The 16458-nt window shown below is 61.7% G+C and carries 11 protein-coding genes and 1 tRNA gene; 3 read left to right on the top strand and 9 right to left on the bottom strand.

Annotated features, from left to right (window positions below; all coding sequences use genetic code 11):
- Positions 1-26: 26 nt before the first annotated feature.
- Together xth and C6Y62_RS12040 are read left to right on the top strand one after the other, a co-directional pair.
- On the top strand, positions 27-809 hold the full coding sequence (xth, locus tag C6Y62_RS12045; RefSeq protein ID WP_068461036.1) for an exodeoxyribonuclease III: 783 nt from the start codon (positions 27-29) through the stop codon (positions 807-809).
- A gap of 459 nt (positions 810-1268) precedes the next feature.
- The gene (locus C6Y62_RS12040; RefSeq protein ID WP_068461034.1) at positions 1269-1703 is read left to right on the top strand and encodes a hypothetical protein; all 435 of its coding nucleotides are present in this window, start codon (positions 1269-1271) and stop codon (positions 1701-1703) included.
- Positions 1704-1873: 170 nt separating this feature from the next.
- Here C6Y62_RS12040 and C6Y62_RS12035 read toward each other — a convergent pair whose 3' ends face one another.
- The 8 genes from C6Y62_RS12035 to C6Y62_RS12000 form a co-directional block, all read right to left on the bottom strand.
- Positions 1874-2185: a hypothetical protein gene (locus C6Y62_RS12035; RefSeq protein ID WP_068461032.1), complete on the bottom strand. Its 312-nt coding sequence runs from the start codon at positions 2183-2185 to the stop codon at positions 1874-1876.
- Positions 2186-2638: 453 nt separating this feature from the next.
- Entirely contained in the window at positions 2639-3781 is a 1143-nt protein-coding gene (locus C6Y62_RS12030; protein ID WP_173954118.1) for a tetratricopeptide repeat protein, read from the bottom strand.
- The gene (gene ilvD / locus C6Y62_RS12025) at positions 3768-5492 is read right to left on the bottom strand and encodes a dihydroxy-acid dehydratase (RefSeq protein WP_068461028.1); all 1725 of its coding nucleotides are present in this window, start codon (positions 5490-5492) and stop codon (positions 3768-3770) included. Before ilvD ends, C6Y62_RS12030 begins: the two co-directional genes overlap by 14 nt.
- Positions 5493-6012: 520 nt before the next feature.
- Positions 6013-8826 (bottom strand): valine--tRNA ligase, encoded by a 2814-nt coding sequence (locus tag C6Y62_RS12020; protein ID WP_173954117.1) that lies wholly within the window; start codon positions 8824-8826, stop codon positions 6013-6015.
- A 296-nt stretch (positions 8827-9122) separates the two neighbouring features.
- Positions 9123-11165, bottom strand: a complete 2043-nt coding sequence (locus C6Y62_RS12015; protein WP_173954116.1) for a DUF2497 domain-containing protein — start codon at positions 11163-11165, stop codon at positions 9123-9125.
- A gap of 284 nt (positions 11166-11449) precedes the next feature.
- Positions 11450-12958 (bottom strand): TolC family outer membrane protein, encoded by a 1509-nt coding sequence (locus tag C6Y62_RS12010; RefSeq protein WP_173954347.1) that lies wholly within the window; start codon positions 12956-12958, stop codon positions 11450-11452.
- Between the two features lie 400 nt (positions 12959-13358).
- Positions 13359-14024, bottom strand: coding sequence for a protein-L-isoaspartate O-methyltransferase family protein (locus C6Y62_RS12005; protein ID WP_173954115.1), 666 nt, complete (start codon positions 14022-14024; stop codon positions 13359-13361).
- A gap of 220 nt (positions 14025-14244) precedes the next feature.
- A tRNA-Cys gene (locus C6Y62_RS12000) sits at positions 14245-14318 on the bottom strand.
- Between the two features lie 197 nt (positions 14319-14515).
- Between C6Y62_RS12000 and C6Y62_RS11995 the strand changes: the two genes are divergently transcribed.
- Entirely contained in the window at positions 14516-15136 is a 621-nt protein-coding gene (locus C6Y62_RS11995; protein WP_173954114.1) for a thermonuclease family protein, read from the top strand.
- 83 nt (positions 15137-15219) lie between these two features.
- Here the strand turns inward: C6Y62_RS11995 and C6Y62_RS11990 are convergent, their stop codons facing one another.
- Complete coding sequence (locus C6Y62_RS11990; RefSeq protein WP_173954113.1) at positions 15220-16452, bottom strand: TadE/TadG family type IV pilus assembly protein; 1233 nt, start codon at positions 16450-16452, stop codon at positions 15220-15222.
- Between the last annotated feature and the right edge of the window lie 6 nt (positions 16453-16458).

Genomic DNA, 16458 nt, shown 5'->3' with positions numbered 1-16458 from the left:
CCGATTCTCCGCTACGGCTTGCCTCCATGAAAGTCACCACCTGGAACATCAACGGCGTGAAGGCACGCCTTGAATCAGCGCTCGCCTATCTGCGGCAGGAATCTCCGGACGTTATCTGTCTGCAGGAGATCAAATCGCAGACCGAGGCATTTCCCGCCGCCGTATTCGAAGAGCTGGGATACCAGTGCGCGATCCATGGCCAGAAGGGCTTTAATGGCGTCGCAATTCTCTCCAAGCTGCCGCTTGAGGAAGTGCGCACCGGATTGCCAGGCAACGACGAGGACATGCAATCGCGCTTCATCGAGGCGGTGATTTCGGTGCCGTCCGGCATCGTCAAGGTTGCATCGATCTACGCGCCGAACGGCAATCCCGTCGCGACGGAGAAGTTTCCCTACAAGCTCGGATGGCTGGAGCGACTGCACGCGCATTTCCGCGACCTGCTGGCCGAGGAAGTGCCGTTCGTCATGGCGGGCGACTACAACATCATCCCCGAGCCGATGGATGCCAAGCGCCCCGCCGCATGGACATCGGACGCACTGTTTCAGCCGGAATCGCGCGCTGCATATCGGCGGATGCTGAGCGATGGCCTGACCGATGCCATCCGCCTGTGTCATCCAGGGCCGGGCGTCTACACGTTCTGGGATTATCAGGCGGGCGCTTTCCAGAAAGACGACGGCATCCGCATCGACCATCTGCTGTTGTCACCGCAAGCGACCGATCGCCTGCGCGCCGCGGGCGTCGACCGATTCACGCGCGGATGGGAAAAACCGTCCGACCATGTGCCAGCATGGGTTGAACTGGACGTTTAAATTTTCCGGCTCAACGGCTGTCACATTTGCGTTATGCGACTGCTCGCCTTGTGCGGCGCGGCATAGGAAATCACCGAATTATCTGCCGACAGATCGATTGTTCCATCGGACCGGCCCAGTCATCTGCGAACGGATCACCAAGTTCGTCGATGCATTTTTTATGCGTCCAAACTCAATAATTTAGGCACGCGCACGAAATCGTCAGATGCCAGAGCGCATCAGCAACGATTACCGACACCCCTTCTGAGCAATGTTTTGTTGTCTGTTTGCGGGCACTTGCCGGGTTAAAAATGGCTTGCGCGCTTCGCGGGTGCGCAATCCGGCCGACCGTTGCCGTTCAGCGACTTGTTACGTTTCTAAGCCAATGTCTGGGCCGGAAACGGTTGATTGCTCTCGTTCGAGCGGTTTCAATCCCGTCCAGCCATTGTTGGACACACACCTATCGCGCAAGGTCCGGTCATGAACAATCTCAACATCTTCAATCGTGCGGCGCGCAGCACTGTGGTGCTGTCGCTGGCTGCCCTCCCCGTCCTCGGTTTCGTCGGTGCAAGCTCCGCCGAGCCTTCCGCTGCAGCCGCCAGCCTGTCCGGCTCGTGGAGCGGCGGCGGATGGGTCTCGTTCTCCAACGGATCCAAGGAAAAGGCCCGCTGCCACGCGAGCTATTCCGGCGGCGGCGCCAGCTACACCGTCACGGCAACATGCGCCACGGCATCGGGCAAGGCATCGCAGACTGCCAAGGTGTATCGCGTCAGCGGCAGCTCATATAAGGGCAGCTTCTACAATCGCGATTACAACGTGCGCGGATCGATCCGCGTGCACGTCAACGGCAAGAGCCAGAGCGTCAGCCTCTCCGGCGACGGCACGTCAGCACAGCTCAACCTGAAGCGCCGTTGATCGTCCGAGTTACTCATCAGACACAAAAGGCCGGGCATGCATTCATTTGCATGTCCGGCCTTTTGCTGTTTGGCCATCGGAAGTCGTCGCTGATACCGCAACGGCTTCGCCTGATCCGTGCAGCCACTCCCCGAGCGCTTTCATACAAAGACGCCCGGGGAGCGCCCCCCTCAAACATCGTGCTTGGCGTAGGGTGAAACCTGCAGCGTGCTGACCGCCGAGCCGCTCCAGCGCTCCACCCGCTCGGGCAGGAACACATAGCTGTGCAGCTTGAAGATCATGCCGCGCTTCATCACGGTATGTTCGCCGGTGTAGATCGCATTCACCGGCAGGTAATAGGCGCACGAAAACTTCGCGAGCGCCTTGTTGACACTGTTAGCGGCGATCTCTTCGTTTTCGCCCTTGGTCTGCTGCATCAGGAAGTCGACCGAGTGGCTCATCTCATTGCAGAAGAAGCCACGCACGCGTTCTGATGGATACATGGGCGCAGCATTGGACGCCGGCACAATCGCGGCCGCGCAGCAGAGAGCCAAAACAGCGGATTTTGCAGAGAGCTGCCGCCAAGAGCGGCGCAGAGCAGCAGAGCCAGTCATGCACACCTCCAAGGTCCATCGGCGCGCTCAGCGCGCCTCAATCCGCCTTGGACGTGATCCCCGTAGTGAGATTCTTATGCTGGTTGTTAATGGTGAAGGTAGGAGCATTTGAAATGCTGCTCAAGTAACAATCACAGATATTCTTTGCACAAAACTACTGCACGTGGGCCAAAAACAATCAAACGCTCGCAAGATCTGCTTTTTAGGGTGCCATTCCGTCGCAATAAGCAGCCAAAGCTGTGACAGACTGGCCCAAATGGCCAACAATCGGGCCTTCCAATATCCCCAGAAATACGAATTGGTCGCAGCCTTCGGAGGTCAATCGCACCGACAGCGGAGCATTCAGCGGGCCGTTGCAGTTCCCGAAACGCTCGCGCTGGCGCCGACATCGTGCGCATCGACCGACTTTGCACCGGCCTCAAGCATGCCGCCGGCCGAAGCACCCATGAAGGTGGCGCCACTGCCTGGCGGTGTGACGGCAGCCGGCAAAGCAGCGGGCACGGCCGGTGGCGTCGAAGCCGAAACAGTGCCGGTCGTGGCGGGTGGCTGAACAACTGCCGTAGCCGGCTGATCGGCCGAAAGCTGCTCCTGCGCCTCCATATCGAACACGACCATTTCGCCGTTGCCGCACGCGCGCGTCGGCTGGATGTTCAAAAGCCCGAGGCCGATGTCATCGCGCATGTCAGGCTTGCGGCCGTAGCGTGTGCGCCAGTCAGCAACGAGGCCGGTGGCCTGACGACGCACGCCGTTGGGGGCGCCGCAATAGATGTTCTGGTAGATGTCTTCGATCCACAGGCGCTCATAGGTCGGCGCGCTGGACACCGCGACCGAGATCAGCGCCAGCGCGCGAACCGGATCGGCCTTCATGTATTTGCCGCGCCAAAGCATGTCGGCCAGATAGGCCTGCGCGCCCGGATGCCCCTTCTGACTCAGCACCGAAAGCCAGTGCCGCGCATAGGGAACGTCGCTTTCGATCACGTCGCCATGCAGATAAAGCTTGGCGAGTTCGAACTGCGCATCCTCGTCGCGAAAGAACTGCGCAGCCTCGCGCAGATATTCCATCGCGATCTTCGGGTTGGCCTTGAGATTGGCTTCGGGCAGCCCGGTCAGCAGATATCCGGCAATCCGCGTCATCGCCTTCGCGACATAGGGTGCGCGGCGGTCGTCGTCAGGATCGACGTCGGTATGTTCTTCGGCGATCTTGAGATAGAGCTCGTAGGCCTTCGCATGGTCGGTGCGCGAGCCGTTATTGTCGGCGTAGATGCGCGCCAGATAGTACGGCGCCAGGAACATGTGCGACTGCGCCGCCTGCTCCAGCGCATCGACAGCGATCTCATAGTAGCCGCCGTTGAATGCGCCGATGCCCTGGTCGAGGGCATCCTGCGGCGAAGTATATTTCGCTGGAGCCGCCCAGGCGCCAATGGCGCCCAGGCAAAGCATTGCTCCGGTCAGCAGTGTGCAAACGGTCCGATCAAATGTCCGCATAGCAGATCACTTCCGCTTTTCCGCCGGCATGGGTTACAGCCCCCTGATATGCCGGCCCGACCAATTCGGCATATTTGCGAATTGCGCCGGTTTGATAGGCATTCGGTGGGGCTTTCCAGTTTTTCCTGCGCTCTTCCAGCTCGGCAGGATCGAGTTCGACGTCGAGCGTTCCCGCTTCGGCATCAATAGAGATGATGTCGCCATCCTTCAGCAGGCCGATCGGGCCACCCACGGCAGCCTCCGGACCAACATGGCCGATGCACAGGCCGCGTGTAGCGCCGGAGAAACGGCCATCGGTGATCAGAGCCACCTTGTCGCCCGCGCCCTGGCCGTACAGCGCCGCCGTCGTCGACAGCATTTCGCGCATGCCAGGACCGCCGCGCGGCCCCTCGTAGCGGATGACGAGAACTTCGCCTTCCTTGTAGTTGCCAGCCTCAACGGCCGCGAACGCATCTTCCTCGCAGTCGAAGCAGCGGGCCGGGCCGCGATACTTCAGCATCTTCAGGCCAGCGACCTTCACGATCGCGCCTTCCGGTGCCAGCGTGCCCCGGAGACCGACAACGCCACCGGTGGGGCTGATCGGGTTGGAGACCGGATAGACGACGTCCTGATTGGTGTTGAACTTCACCGACTCGAGATTTTCGGCCATCGTCTTGCCCGTGACCGTCAAACAGTCACCGTGCAGAATGCCGCCTTCGAGCAGTGCCTTGAGGATCTGCGGCACGCCGCCAATCGCATGCACGTCGTTGGAAACATATTTGCCACCCGGCTTCAGGTCGGCGATGTACGGCGTCTTGCGGAAGATCTCGGCGACATCGAACAGATCGAAGTCGATGCCAACTTCATGGGCCATCGCCGGCAGATGCAGCGCGCCGTTGGTGGAACCGCCCGTCGCCGCGACGATGATCGCAGCATTCTCGAACGCCTTGCGGGTGCAGATGTCACGCGGACGAATGCCCAGCGCCAGACAGCGCATGACCGCTTCGCCGCTCGCGTGCGCATACTGGTCGCGACTTTCATAGGGAGCCGGCGTGCCAGCCGAACCCGGCAGCGCGAGGCCAATGGCCTCCGATACGCACGCCATCGTGTTGGCGGTGAACTGCGCACCACACGCACCCGCACTGGGGCATGCGCCACACTCAAGCTCGTGCAGCTCGTCGTCGGTCATCTTGCCGACCGAGTGCATGCCGACGCCTTCGAAGACGTCCTGCACGGTCACGTCGTGACCCTTGAATTTGCCCGGCAGAATCGAGCCACCGTACATGAACACTGACGGCACGTTGAGGCGCAGCATCGCCATCATGGTGCCGGGCAGGCTCTTGTCGCAGCCCGCGATGCCAACCAACGCGTCATAGCAATGGCCACGCATGGTCAGCTCGATGGAATCAGCGATCACCTCGCGCGAGACCAGCGACGACTTCATGCCCTGATGGCCCATGGCGATGCCGTCGGTGACGGTGATGGTGCAGAATTCGCGCGGCGTACCGCCCGCTTCCTTCACACCGGCCTTGGCCGACTGCGCCTGGCGCTGCAGTGCGATGTTGCAGGGGGCCGCTTCGTTCCAGCACGAGACCACGCCGACAAACGGACGGTGAATCTCCTCTTCGCTGAGACCCATGGCGTAATAGTAAGAGCGATGCGGCGCGCGCGTCGGACCTTCCGTTACGTGACGGCTTGGCAGTTTTGATTTGTCGAATTTGTAGTCAGCCATTCGTTTTTTATTCCGTGCACCCAGATAAGAGATTGTTGCAGCACCATTTAATGGAAAAGCTGCAGGACTCAACGAAGGCTGCCCTTGCCGACCAAAAAAGATCCGACTGTTTTGAAAAGCGCGCGCATAGGCAAATGGCACCCTCGCCCCTTGCGCACTTCCCTTGGCTCTCCCTTAGCCTGCAAGCTGGCGCCGTATTGTGGCCCAACAGAGGCAGTCCGCGCCCAATTCGTGGCCGGTTTGCCACATGCGCCAACGGAGCATTAACCTAGTCCATAATGTAGAGCGGTTCTAGGCTGCAACGGCGGCCGGCATCCGCGATCGACGCGTGAAAGTGCTTTTCGCGGCGAGGTGTGGACGGCAGTCCTCACCCACTCCTCACCCCGTTTTTCGGTTCAGAGGCGAATACCGTTACAAGTCTGATACCGCTACAGAAAAGCGCGGGGGAGCGAGCGACCAACTGGCCGCCCGCAATCCTGCTGCTTCAGAGCACTGTGCGCCTGAAACACCGGCGGCCCTATCAGCCCACCTGCTCCAGACGCCGGATCGCAGCCTGCAGACGCTGGATCGCGTCCTCAAGCTCAGCCTTGCGCTCGCGCGCCTCTTCGATGGCCTCTTCCTTGGCCTTGGCGACGAACTGCGGATTCGAAAGCTTGGCGTCCATCTTGCCGAGGTCGCTCTCAGCCTTCTCGATCTCGCGACCAAGACGCTTCAGCTCCGCAGCGGTATCGATGACACCACCCAGCGGCAGCGCAGCGGTTGTATCACCCGCAACGATCACAGCGGCACCCTTCGGCGCGGCGTCGGGGAAGCTGATGCCATCGAGGCGCGCCAGGCGGCTGATCGTTTCCTCGTGCCGCTTTGCGCGCGCGACCAGTTCAGCGGAAGCACCCGGCAGCACCAGCGGCAGCTTCGCGCCGGCCGGAACGTTCATCTCCGTGCGCAGCGAGCGGATCTCGGAAATGAGCCGCACCACCCAGCCGATTTCTTCATCCACTTCCGCATCGATCAAACCGGAGAACGTCGGCCAGCGGCTCAGCGCCAGAACGCTCTCGCGGCGCTCACCGTGTTCCACCGCGTGGGCCCAAAGCTCCTCGGTGATGTACGGCATGAACGGATGCAGCAGCTTCAGGATCTGATCCAACGTCCAGGCAACAGTTGCTCGGGTTTCTGCGACCGCCCGTTCATCGTCACCGGCAAGGATCGGCTTGATCAGCTCCAGATACCAGTCGCAGAACACGCCCCACACGAACTCATAGGCCGCGCCCGCCGCTTCGTTGAAGCGATAGGCTTCAAGGGCTTCGGTAACTTCGCGCACCGCGCGCTCGGTCTCGCCCGCAATCCAGCGGTTCACCGGCTCCTTGATCGTCGTCGGATCGAAGTCGCGGCGGCGCACGCACTCGTTCATCTCGGCAAAGCGCGCGGCGTTCCAGAGCTTGGTTGCGAAGTTGCGATAGCCTTCAACGCGGTTCGCCGCCAGCTTGATGTCGCGCCCCTGCGCCGCCATCGCCGTCAGCGTGAAGCGCAGCGCGTCGGCGCCGTAGGTGTCGATCAACACCAGCGGGTCCATGACGTTGCCCTTCGACTTCGACATCTTCTGCCCCTTCTCGTCGCGGACGAGGGCGTGGATGTAGATGTCGCGGAACGGCACTTCCTCCATGAAGTGCATGCCCATCATCATCATCCGGGCCACCCAGAAGAAGATGATGTCGAAGCCCGTCACCAGCACGTTGGTGGGGTAATAGCGCTTCAGCTCGGTCGTATCGTCGGGCCAGCCGAGCGTCGAGAACGGCCACAGCGCCGACGAGAACCACGTGTCGAGCACGTCTTCATCGCGCTTCAGCGGCGTCGGTGCATCGAAGTGCGCATCGGCGAGCTTCTGCGCATGCGCTTCATCCTCAGCGACGAAGACCTTGCCGTCCGGCGCATACCAGGCCGGAATCTGATGCCCCCACCACAGCTGGCGCGAGATGCACCACGGCTGGATGTTCCGCATCCACTCGAAGTAGGTTTTTTCCCAGTTCTTGGGCACGAAATTGGCCTTGCCGCTCTCGATCATAGCGATCGCGGGCTTGGCCAGCACCTCGGCGTTCACATACCACTGGTCGGTCAGCCACGGCTCGATAACGACGCCGGAGCGGTCGCCATGCGGAACCGTGTGCGATGTCGGCTCGATCTTCTCGAGCAGCCCCTGCGCGGCAAAATCGGCGACGATGCGCTTGCGCGCCTCGAAGCGATCAAGCCCGCGATATTCGACCGGCGCCACTTCGTTGATGCGCGCGCGATCATCCAGAACGTTGATCTGCTCCAGCCCGTGACGCTTGCCGACTTCAAAGTCGTTGAAGTCGTGCGCAGGCGTGATCTTCACTGCGCCGGTGCCCTTTTCAGGGTCGGAATGTTCATCGCCGACAATCGGAATTTCGCGGCCGACGATAGGCAGCCGCACCTTCGCGCCTGCCTTCAGCAGGGGTGCATAGCGCGCATCGTCCGGATGCACAGCAACGCCGGTATCGCCCAGCATCGTCTCGGGGCGCGTCGTTGCCACGACGATGTAATCGCGCGTCTCGAATGCGGTCGGCTTGCCGTCGTCATCGAACGCGGTCGGATGCTGATAGGTGTGGCCGTCCGCCAGAGGATAGCGGAAGTGGTACATCTGGCCGGACGGGTTCTTCGTCAGCGCCTTGTTCAGCGCCTCACCGTCGAACGGCTTTTCAGCATCGCCATCCTGCCACTCGAATGAACCGCGCGCATCGACCTGCACGACCTCCAGATCGGAGATCGCGGTCTGGAACTTCGGGTCCCAGTTGACGAGGCGCTTGTCCTTGTAGATCAGCCCTTCGTTGTAGAGCGACACGAAGACCTTCAGCACGGCCTTCGACAGCCCTTCGTCCATGGTAAAACGCTCGCGCGACCAGTCGCACGAAGCACCAAGGCGCTTGAGCTGATTGAGGATGGTGGAGCCGCTCTCCTCCTTCCACTCCCAGACCTTCTCGACGAACTTCTCGCGCCCGATCTCCCGACGGCCCGGCTCCTGCCGCTCCATCATCTGGCGCTCAACCACCATCTGCGTGGCGATGCCCGCGTGATCGGTGCCGACCTGCCAGAGCACGTCCTTGCCGCGCATGCGCTCGAAGCGGCACAGCACGTCCTGCAGCGTATTGTTGAGCGCGTGGCCCATGTGCAGCGAACCGGTGACGTTCGGCGGCGGAATGACGATGCAGTAGGGCTGCACATCGCTGCGTTCGGCACGGCCGGCCTTAAAGGCGTCGGCGCGTTCCCATTCAGTGCGGATACGCGGCTCAATTTCAGCAGGCTTGAAAGTCTTGTCGAGCATGGGGGCGGAAATCTCTAGAGCAAGTCGCTTTTCTTAGAATCGCGGGCGACTCTAGCCTTTTGATGAAACCGATGAATTACACCACGAACTGGTAGAGTCCGAAGCGATCATGGAAATTCTTCAGACCGATGATTCACCCTTCGGACTGATAAGGTCCGAAGCCATCATGGTCTGGAGGGCAGGTTTGCGGTCGTACGCCGTCCGTTCCCGCGCTGTCAACGGTGCCACAGTCGAGCCGGGCAACGGGCAGCTCTATGTGCTCCGTCACAAACCCCGGCGAAACTGCGTCAAACGCGTCACTTCTTGTCAGGAGTGCTGCGAGAGCTGCTCAACTGCTCGTTCAATTCGCTGCGCAATGCCTCTTCCACGATGCGCGGCATATTCTCGGCCAGCCACTGGCGCAGCATCGGCCGCAGCAATTCTGCCGCCGCACGATCCAGCTTCTGCGGCGCGGGTGAGCTCGCCAAGAGATGCGGCTCGCTCAACGCTGGAAGGCCGGGCTTTGGCCCATCGACGCCGCCGATAAACGACGCGCCCGAGGTGAGCACCGAAAGCGCGCCGGGCTGCTGCTGAACCAGATCAACCACCGCATCGAGCAATGCGTCGGCTTTCGCCTGCGCCGCGTCGCCAAGGGCGTCGGCGACGCTGACTGCGGTAGCAGCGTGTGCGATCGACGGTGATGCAGGGGCTGGAGCTTGCGCAATGCCAGGCGACGTCGCCTTTCCAACGGGCGCATCGTCCGCGCCTGCGGCTGCCGCTTCATCATCAACCGGGCGTCCCGGCCAACCACCGCCTTTCGACGTCAACGGCGGCTGAAACGGCGCCACCTCACGGGGCTGCAGCAGACGCGGGAAAGGCGCCACGACCCCGCCGCCAATGGCATTGCCGTTGCTCAAGCTATTCAGGGGGCCATTCAGCGGCGCGGCTGCAAGCGGCTGCACTGCTGGCTCGCCGGCGCGGCCGGATATCGACGGCTGCGCATCGGCAATCGGCGGAACATCCACGGCCGGGCGTGCATCGGCGCCAGCAATTGGCGTTTCAGCCTTAGCCTCAGACGGCGTTGCCTCAGCTGGTGCGCTGCTCGACAGTGGCTGCACCGCTTCAGGGGATGACCTGAACGGGTCAGCGCCGCCGCCATTCAGCGAGCGGTTGAACGATGGCCGGGGCACCGTCTGCGGGTGCCCATTGATGCGCGCGGCCAGCGGTGGCAGGGCCGGCGCCTCAGCGCTCAGCGGCTTATCTTTTTCAGTGTCGGCAACCGGCTTTATCGGAGCGGTAGCGTCAGCCGGCGTTTCGACAGGCTGAGAAACGGGCGTTGCGTTAGGCGGCGCGACGGCAGCGGCACCTGCCGGCTTGCTGTGATTTTCAGTTGCCACTACCTCGACCGAAACCGGCGTGGCAGGAACCGGACCTGGAACAGCGATGACTGGAATGGCAGGAGCTGGCGCGACGGAGACCGGCGCGGGCGCCGAGACGGGCGTAGGGGCATTGACCGGCGGGGCGGCAACTGCCTGCGGATGCAAATCGGCTGGCGCTGCAATGGTTGCAGCCGCCTCCGCGACCGGCGCCACCGTAGCTTCCGGAGCTTTGGGCGCGTTGTTATCGGCGACGGAGGATGGCTGGCGTGCCACAGCCGCTGATGCAGACGGCATGGCCGGCAGCGGCGAAGTCACCCGCGCTCCGCCGTCTCGATTGGTGACGATGGTGCCGAAATCGAAGCCCAGCAGGTCAGGCCGCTCGGGTGCTTTCGGCGCGGGCCTCATTGGGGGGGCAGATGCAGGCGCCACACCCGGAGCCGCCGCAAATGGCGCGGGCGCACGTCGCGCCTCTGGAAATTCGGGCAGTTGCCGCGCCACCGGAGCCGGTGCTGTCTCGGCGGGCGGCTGTTCTGTTGAACCGGCGGTAAGAGCAGCCCACACATCCGCTGGTGGCGCGAACTCAGCCTTGCCCGGTGCGGGGCCAGATGGGGCGAAGGACGGCGTTTCGAGAGCAGCCGGCTCAGGGCGCCGGTCAGCCGAAAGGCGCCGCTCCGAATGGGCGGCAGCTACCTTCAAGGCATCGGCCAGGCTGTTGAATGTTGCGGGAGAGCCTTCGCCAGCCGGGAGCTGGGCGTCGTGCGCTGTGAGGGTGGGCGAAAAAGCCCCCGGCGATACGGGAGCGTGCGACCCGCCGTTCAATCCTGGAGCATTGAAAGCGTCATCGCTGGCACGTCCAAGGGCCTCAAGCGCATCTGGTTGCGGGTCGAGCTCGGCTGCGGGCCGATCGTCCGAAATCATCCTGCGGATGGACGCTAGAATATCGTCCATGCTGGGTTCGCCGGCCTGCTGCGGCTTACTCATGAGGCGCCATCCTCCACACCACGCACCCAGAACCGCCCCAAACATCCCCAGCGAGGGAATGTGAGGTTCTCAAGCGCACCCCGGTCGTACAACGGCCGAACCATCCCCTTCAATACGCCTGCACAACCTGGAGAACGGAAAGATCCACCCAAGCGGGAAGAATGCGGCACTCCAGCGGGCAACCGTTGTATTTTGGAGATCTTGGCTAACGGCCATAATAGGCAGCTCTATGGCGGAGCTGCCCAAACCGGACGACGGTCGGAAGATGGCGTCGGACCCGGACTTTACTTGACCGGCGCCCAGCTGGCGTCAGTGCCCGGATCCGCTTCAAACGTCTCCGTGCGGCCATCGCCATAGGTGATGCTGAGGCCGATCCACTTGCGGCGGACTTCCTGATAGTTGACGTCGGGGTCGTACACATAAGCTGCGGCGCCGATCCATTCGGCATCCAGTCGGCCCATCGACGACAGCACCGCATAGGCCGCCACCACCAGATTGCGACGCGTGGTTTCCAGGTTCACCTGCGAGTTCAGGTATTCGAGCTCGGCGTTGAGAACGTCGAGCAGCGTGCGCTGGCCAACCTTCTCTTCCTCGCGCACGCCCTGAAGCGCGACCCGGTTCGATTCCACGGCGACGCGGTCGGACTCGAGCTGCGCACGCGCGGCTTCAAGCTGTGACCAGGCTGCAACCACGTTCTGCGCCTGCTCGGTACGAACCTGCTGGATCTGTTGCAGCACACCGATGTGGTTCTGCTTGGCCTGACGCACGCGGGCGTAGACTTCGCCACCTTCGTAAATCGGGATGATGGCGCGACCAACGAGCGAGGTGGATTCCACCTCATCCGTCAGCTTCGACGAACCGAAACGGTCGTTATAGCCGGCCTCAAGCTGAACGGTCGGCAGCAGCTCACCGCGTATCCGCTCGATCTGATACTTGGCGACCTGCTCCCGGAACAGTGCTGCCACCACCAGCGGATCTTCGTGGTTGCTGACGGAGATAGCCTCCTGCTGCGTGCGCGGCAGAAGCTCATTCGGCGGGCCGGGCCAACGCAGCCCGCTCGGCTGATGGCCGATGACCAGCTGATAGGCACCGCGGCTGGTGCGCAGGTTTGCGCGGGCGGCATCGAGACGCGAAACGGCATCGGCACGGCGGGCTTCCGCCTGCGCCACGTCGGTGCGCGTCACCTCACCCACGGAAAAGCGATCCTGCGCCGCGCGCAACTCACGCGACAGCACGTTGACGTTGTTCTCGTTGAGGCGAACAAGCTCCTGATCGCGCACAACGTCCATGTACGCGGTCACCGCCTGCAACAGGACGCTGCGCTCAACGTCGCGCAGAACTTCCTTTTCGGCGCGGACGTTGGCTTCCGCCTCGTTGACGGCGTTATAGGTGCGGAACCCGCTGAAAAGCGGCTGCACCGCCTGAATGCCATAGCCACGCGGCTTGGTTACGCCGTCAAGCAGCGTGCTCGGACGCTGGTCGGTACGCTCGATGCCGATGTCGGCATTGCCTTGGATTGTCGGGCGGTAACCCGACATGGCCCGCGCAACTTCCTCATCTGTCGCCCGCTTGAAAGCCCGCTGTGCATCGAGACGCGGGTTGTAAGCGTAGGCGGCAGACAATGCTTCCTTCAGCGATTCAGCAGTTACCGGTGCGCTGAACGTAGTGATTGCGAGACATACCGAGAGACCGACTGCGGAGTGCTGCAGCCATCCCGAGGGTGACCATGGCAACCGACGTGCTGACCTATCTGCCAAGATGCTAGCCCGTTGTTGTTCGTTTTTCTTGTTCATGGCCAAACGCATTACAACCCCCAAGGCCCCCATTCCTGCATACGCTGCGCACACAGGCGTTCCAGCACCCAACTCGTTGAGCGGAATCGCGAAACCGTCCAGACTCTGGGGTGTGCGTTGGAATTTGTGTAGGGGCCGGGGATAGAATGGGGAAAACCTGCGGGAAACCGTTGCTGCAATCCCACACAAGGCGCGTCAGGCGGCCGCAATTTCAGCGCATAAGCGCATGTTATCCCCAAAATTCTTTTTCGAATCTCTGCAACAAAGCGTCGGAACCCCACATGCGACGCCCGCCACAAACACTATCTCACCAAGGTCAACCTGCGCAGCAGGGGCCAAACTTCAGATAAAAAAAGGCGGCCGCGCTATCACAGCCGCCACTTTTTTTGAGTGAGAACAATCAGAGCGCGAAAGCAGCCTTGCGCGCAAAGCCCGGCAGCACCGGCGCGGCGACGTCAAATGCGCCCCATGGATCAGCGCTGCGGCCAAGCCGCTTCCACAGCGTGGCAGTGCCGACGCCATCCTGCACGAGGATTGCCACCAGACGCCCGCCGTCTTTCAATTGATCAAGCAGGTCGTCCGGCACCACTTCGATCGCGCCCTCGATGACGATCGCGTCAAACGGCGCATTGTTCACCGAGCCAGCAGCCAGCGGCGCCAGATTCACTTCAACGTTCTTGATATCCAGCGCCGCAAGGTTGGCGCGCGCGGCGTCCGCAAGGTTTTCGTCGCATTCGAGCGCGATGATCGTGCCGCCCATGCCCGCCAGGACGGTCGCGCTGTAGCCCGTGGCGCAACCAACATCGAGAACGCGATCTCCGGCATTGATATCGGCCAGCTGCAACAGTTTGGCCTGCGTACGGGGGGCGAGAAGGCGACGACGGCCCGCGCCCTCGCCAGTCAGCGGCAGCGCTTCGTCGGTGTAGGCGATGTCGGTCAGCGCCTCAGGCACGAAGCGCTCGCGCGGCAGTCGACGCATGGCGTCCAGGATACGGCGGTCCGTGACGTCACTGGGAAGAACCTGGCCTTCCACCATATTCAGGCGCTGCGTAGCGGCGTCCACCATTGTCGTCTCCGGCACATCTGTTTCGTATTGCGGCGCACGATAACGCATCGTCCGATGATATGCGATGGGGTGCGCCGCTTGGTTTCACGCTGTTTAGTCCCGCCGGTTGACGCCGCCGGCACAGTCCCAGGAACCGCGTGGATGCGTGCGTCAGCAGGCATCAGCGTCTATCGCGGTGGGCGCAGAGCGCCACTCCTGGCGAGGAAATCATTAGGAAAATTGGAGGCCACGCCCGGAATCGAACCGGGGTGCGCGGATTTGCAGTCCGCTACGTCACCACTCCGCCACGTGGCCCTCCGACCCTCAGCGAAGCCGAGGTCAGTGATGAACAGGCCGTGTAGCACACCAACATAGGACTGCAAAGTGTATGTGTGATGTTTCAACGAAATCCGTTTCGCCGCAGTCTGCCGCCCTGTTGCCACAGCTCGTTAGCGTGGATTGAACATCCCCTCCCAACCGTTTGTTAGATGGTCAGGCCGCTAGCTGCGTCCATGACCGCCGCTTCGGACCGCCCGCCTTTCGACACCGACATCCCGACGCCGTTTCGCGGGCCGAGAACACGCGCCAGCGGCAAACGACGTGGCAAAGGCCGGCGCCGGTCCAGCTACGCCCAGAGGTTGGCACGGGCCCGCCGCGCCAAGCTTCAGCTCTGGGGCGGAGTGCTGTTGGCATGCCTCGGCTTTGCAGCCATCGCCGCCTGGGAGCGGTATAATCTTCCCGTTGGCGAGATGCGAAGTGGTCCCGTGCCGTTGTGTTCATCGTTCCAGCGCAACAACTGCATCATCGATGGCGATACCGGCCGCGACCAGGGCGAGAAGTGGCGACTGATCGCCATCGACACGCCGGAAATATCGGACCCGGGTTGTGAAAACGAACGGGTGATCGCCATCGCAGCGCGAAACCGCCTGCGCGATCTTCTGGTCGACGGCTACCGCCTGCGCTCCTCGGGGCGCAAAGACCCACACGGGCGCAATCTGGTTGATATTGAACTGACCGATGGCCGCGATGTAAGCCGCATTCTGTTGGATGAAGGGCTGGCACAGCGCTGGCCAAACCGCGGCAACATCTGGTGTGATCGCTACACGAGCAACCCGGTGCGCAAACGCGGCTAGCGCACACGCACGCATTCAAAGAAAAACGGCGCCACCTCTCGGAAGAGATAGCGCCGTTTTTTATTCCCGATCCGATCGTCCGACTACTCGATCAGATGCAGCGACTTGATGCCTGCGCTTACCGACTTGCCGTCTTTAATCGCAGCCGTCAGATCCCACTTCGTCTGGTTGAGGATCAACGTATTGACGATGAGGGTCATCGTTCTGTTGTTCAGTTTGGACCCACCGTTGAACGTCACGTCGCGGCTCGGCAAGTACATCATGCCACGGAAGTTCATGTCGTTATCGTTGAACACCAACTGCGAGCGCTGCATGCCGCTCTTCTCGAAGATGACGATGTCCTTGTACGTGCCGCTGGTTGGTGCCGTCACATCTACCTTAGCGCCGCCGTTGAACTGGATCTTAGACTGGTCGGCGAAATAGAATGTAACGCCTTCGCCCTTCCAGCTGCCCAGCGCATTCCAGCCGCCGTTCTTAATGACGTAAAGACCAGGCTTCAGCGTGACGTTTTTCACGCCGCCGTTGAAGTTGATCCAACCGCAGTAAACGCCAGGGCTAAGCGTTACGTTGGCATCGTTGTAATTCATGTTGCTGAAGTCGCACTTCGAGGTAGATGGCTCCACCAGCTTTCCCTTGTAGGGATCGTCATCAACCGTGCAGCCAAGCTCCAGATTCTTCGGCCGGTTGTTGCCGTTGATCAATACACTCGTGCTCTCAATGCAGATACGCGGACTTTCGACAACGGTACCTGCGTTAAACACCGCGGCATTGTTGGCCTTCGATTCTACGTGGATCTCACAGCCCGGGGCCTTGATCTCGGCGCCAGAGTTCAACAGCAGTGCCTGACTGGCCGTCTTGTCCAATGCAAGAATGCAGAACACGCCCTCATCGGTCTGGCCCATGCCAACGCCTTTGGCCTTCGACGCAACGCCGACATCAAGCTGCTTCACGCCGAGAATGCCGGCAAGCGTCGTCTTGACCACACCCGTAGCGGTGCCGCCAAACACGCCATCGCCGTACGACTTGAAGGCCGTTGAGACGCCACTCGCGGCGTTCTGATCGAAGTTGGTCGTGAACATCTTCTCAGCGACGCTGATCTGCTCACCTTCCGCAGCGCGCGCGCCAGCAAGAACTGCGCTATCCAGCGCTGCCTGCATCTTCGTCTGCGCGTGCACGGTACGACCGTAGTCAATGGCGATACCGGCGCCCATGGCGATAAGCACAAACAGGAATGCAATCATAATTGCGACCGCACCATCATCCTTGCGGGCAAGTCGACTGGCACAGGCCGAAAATTTGTTCGCAAGGTAGTTCAAATGCGC

Origin of the sequence: Hyphomicrobium sulfonivorans (genome assembly GCF_013306565.1) — a bacterium.
Lineage (GTDB): Bacteria > Pseudomonadota > Alphaproteobacteria > Rhizobiales > Hyphomicrobiaceae > Hyphomicrobium_A > Hyphomicrobium_A sulfonivorans.
This window is presented reverse-complemented; position numbering and strand designations above follow the sequence as displayed.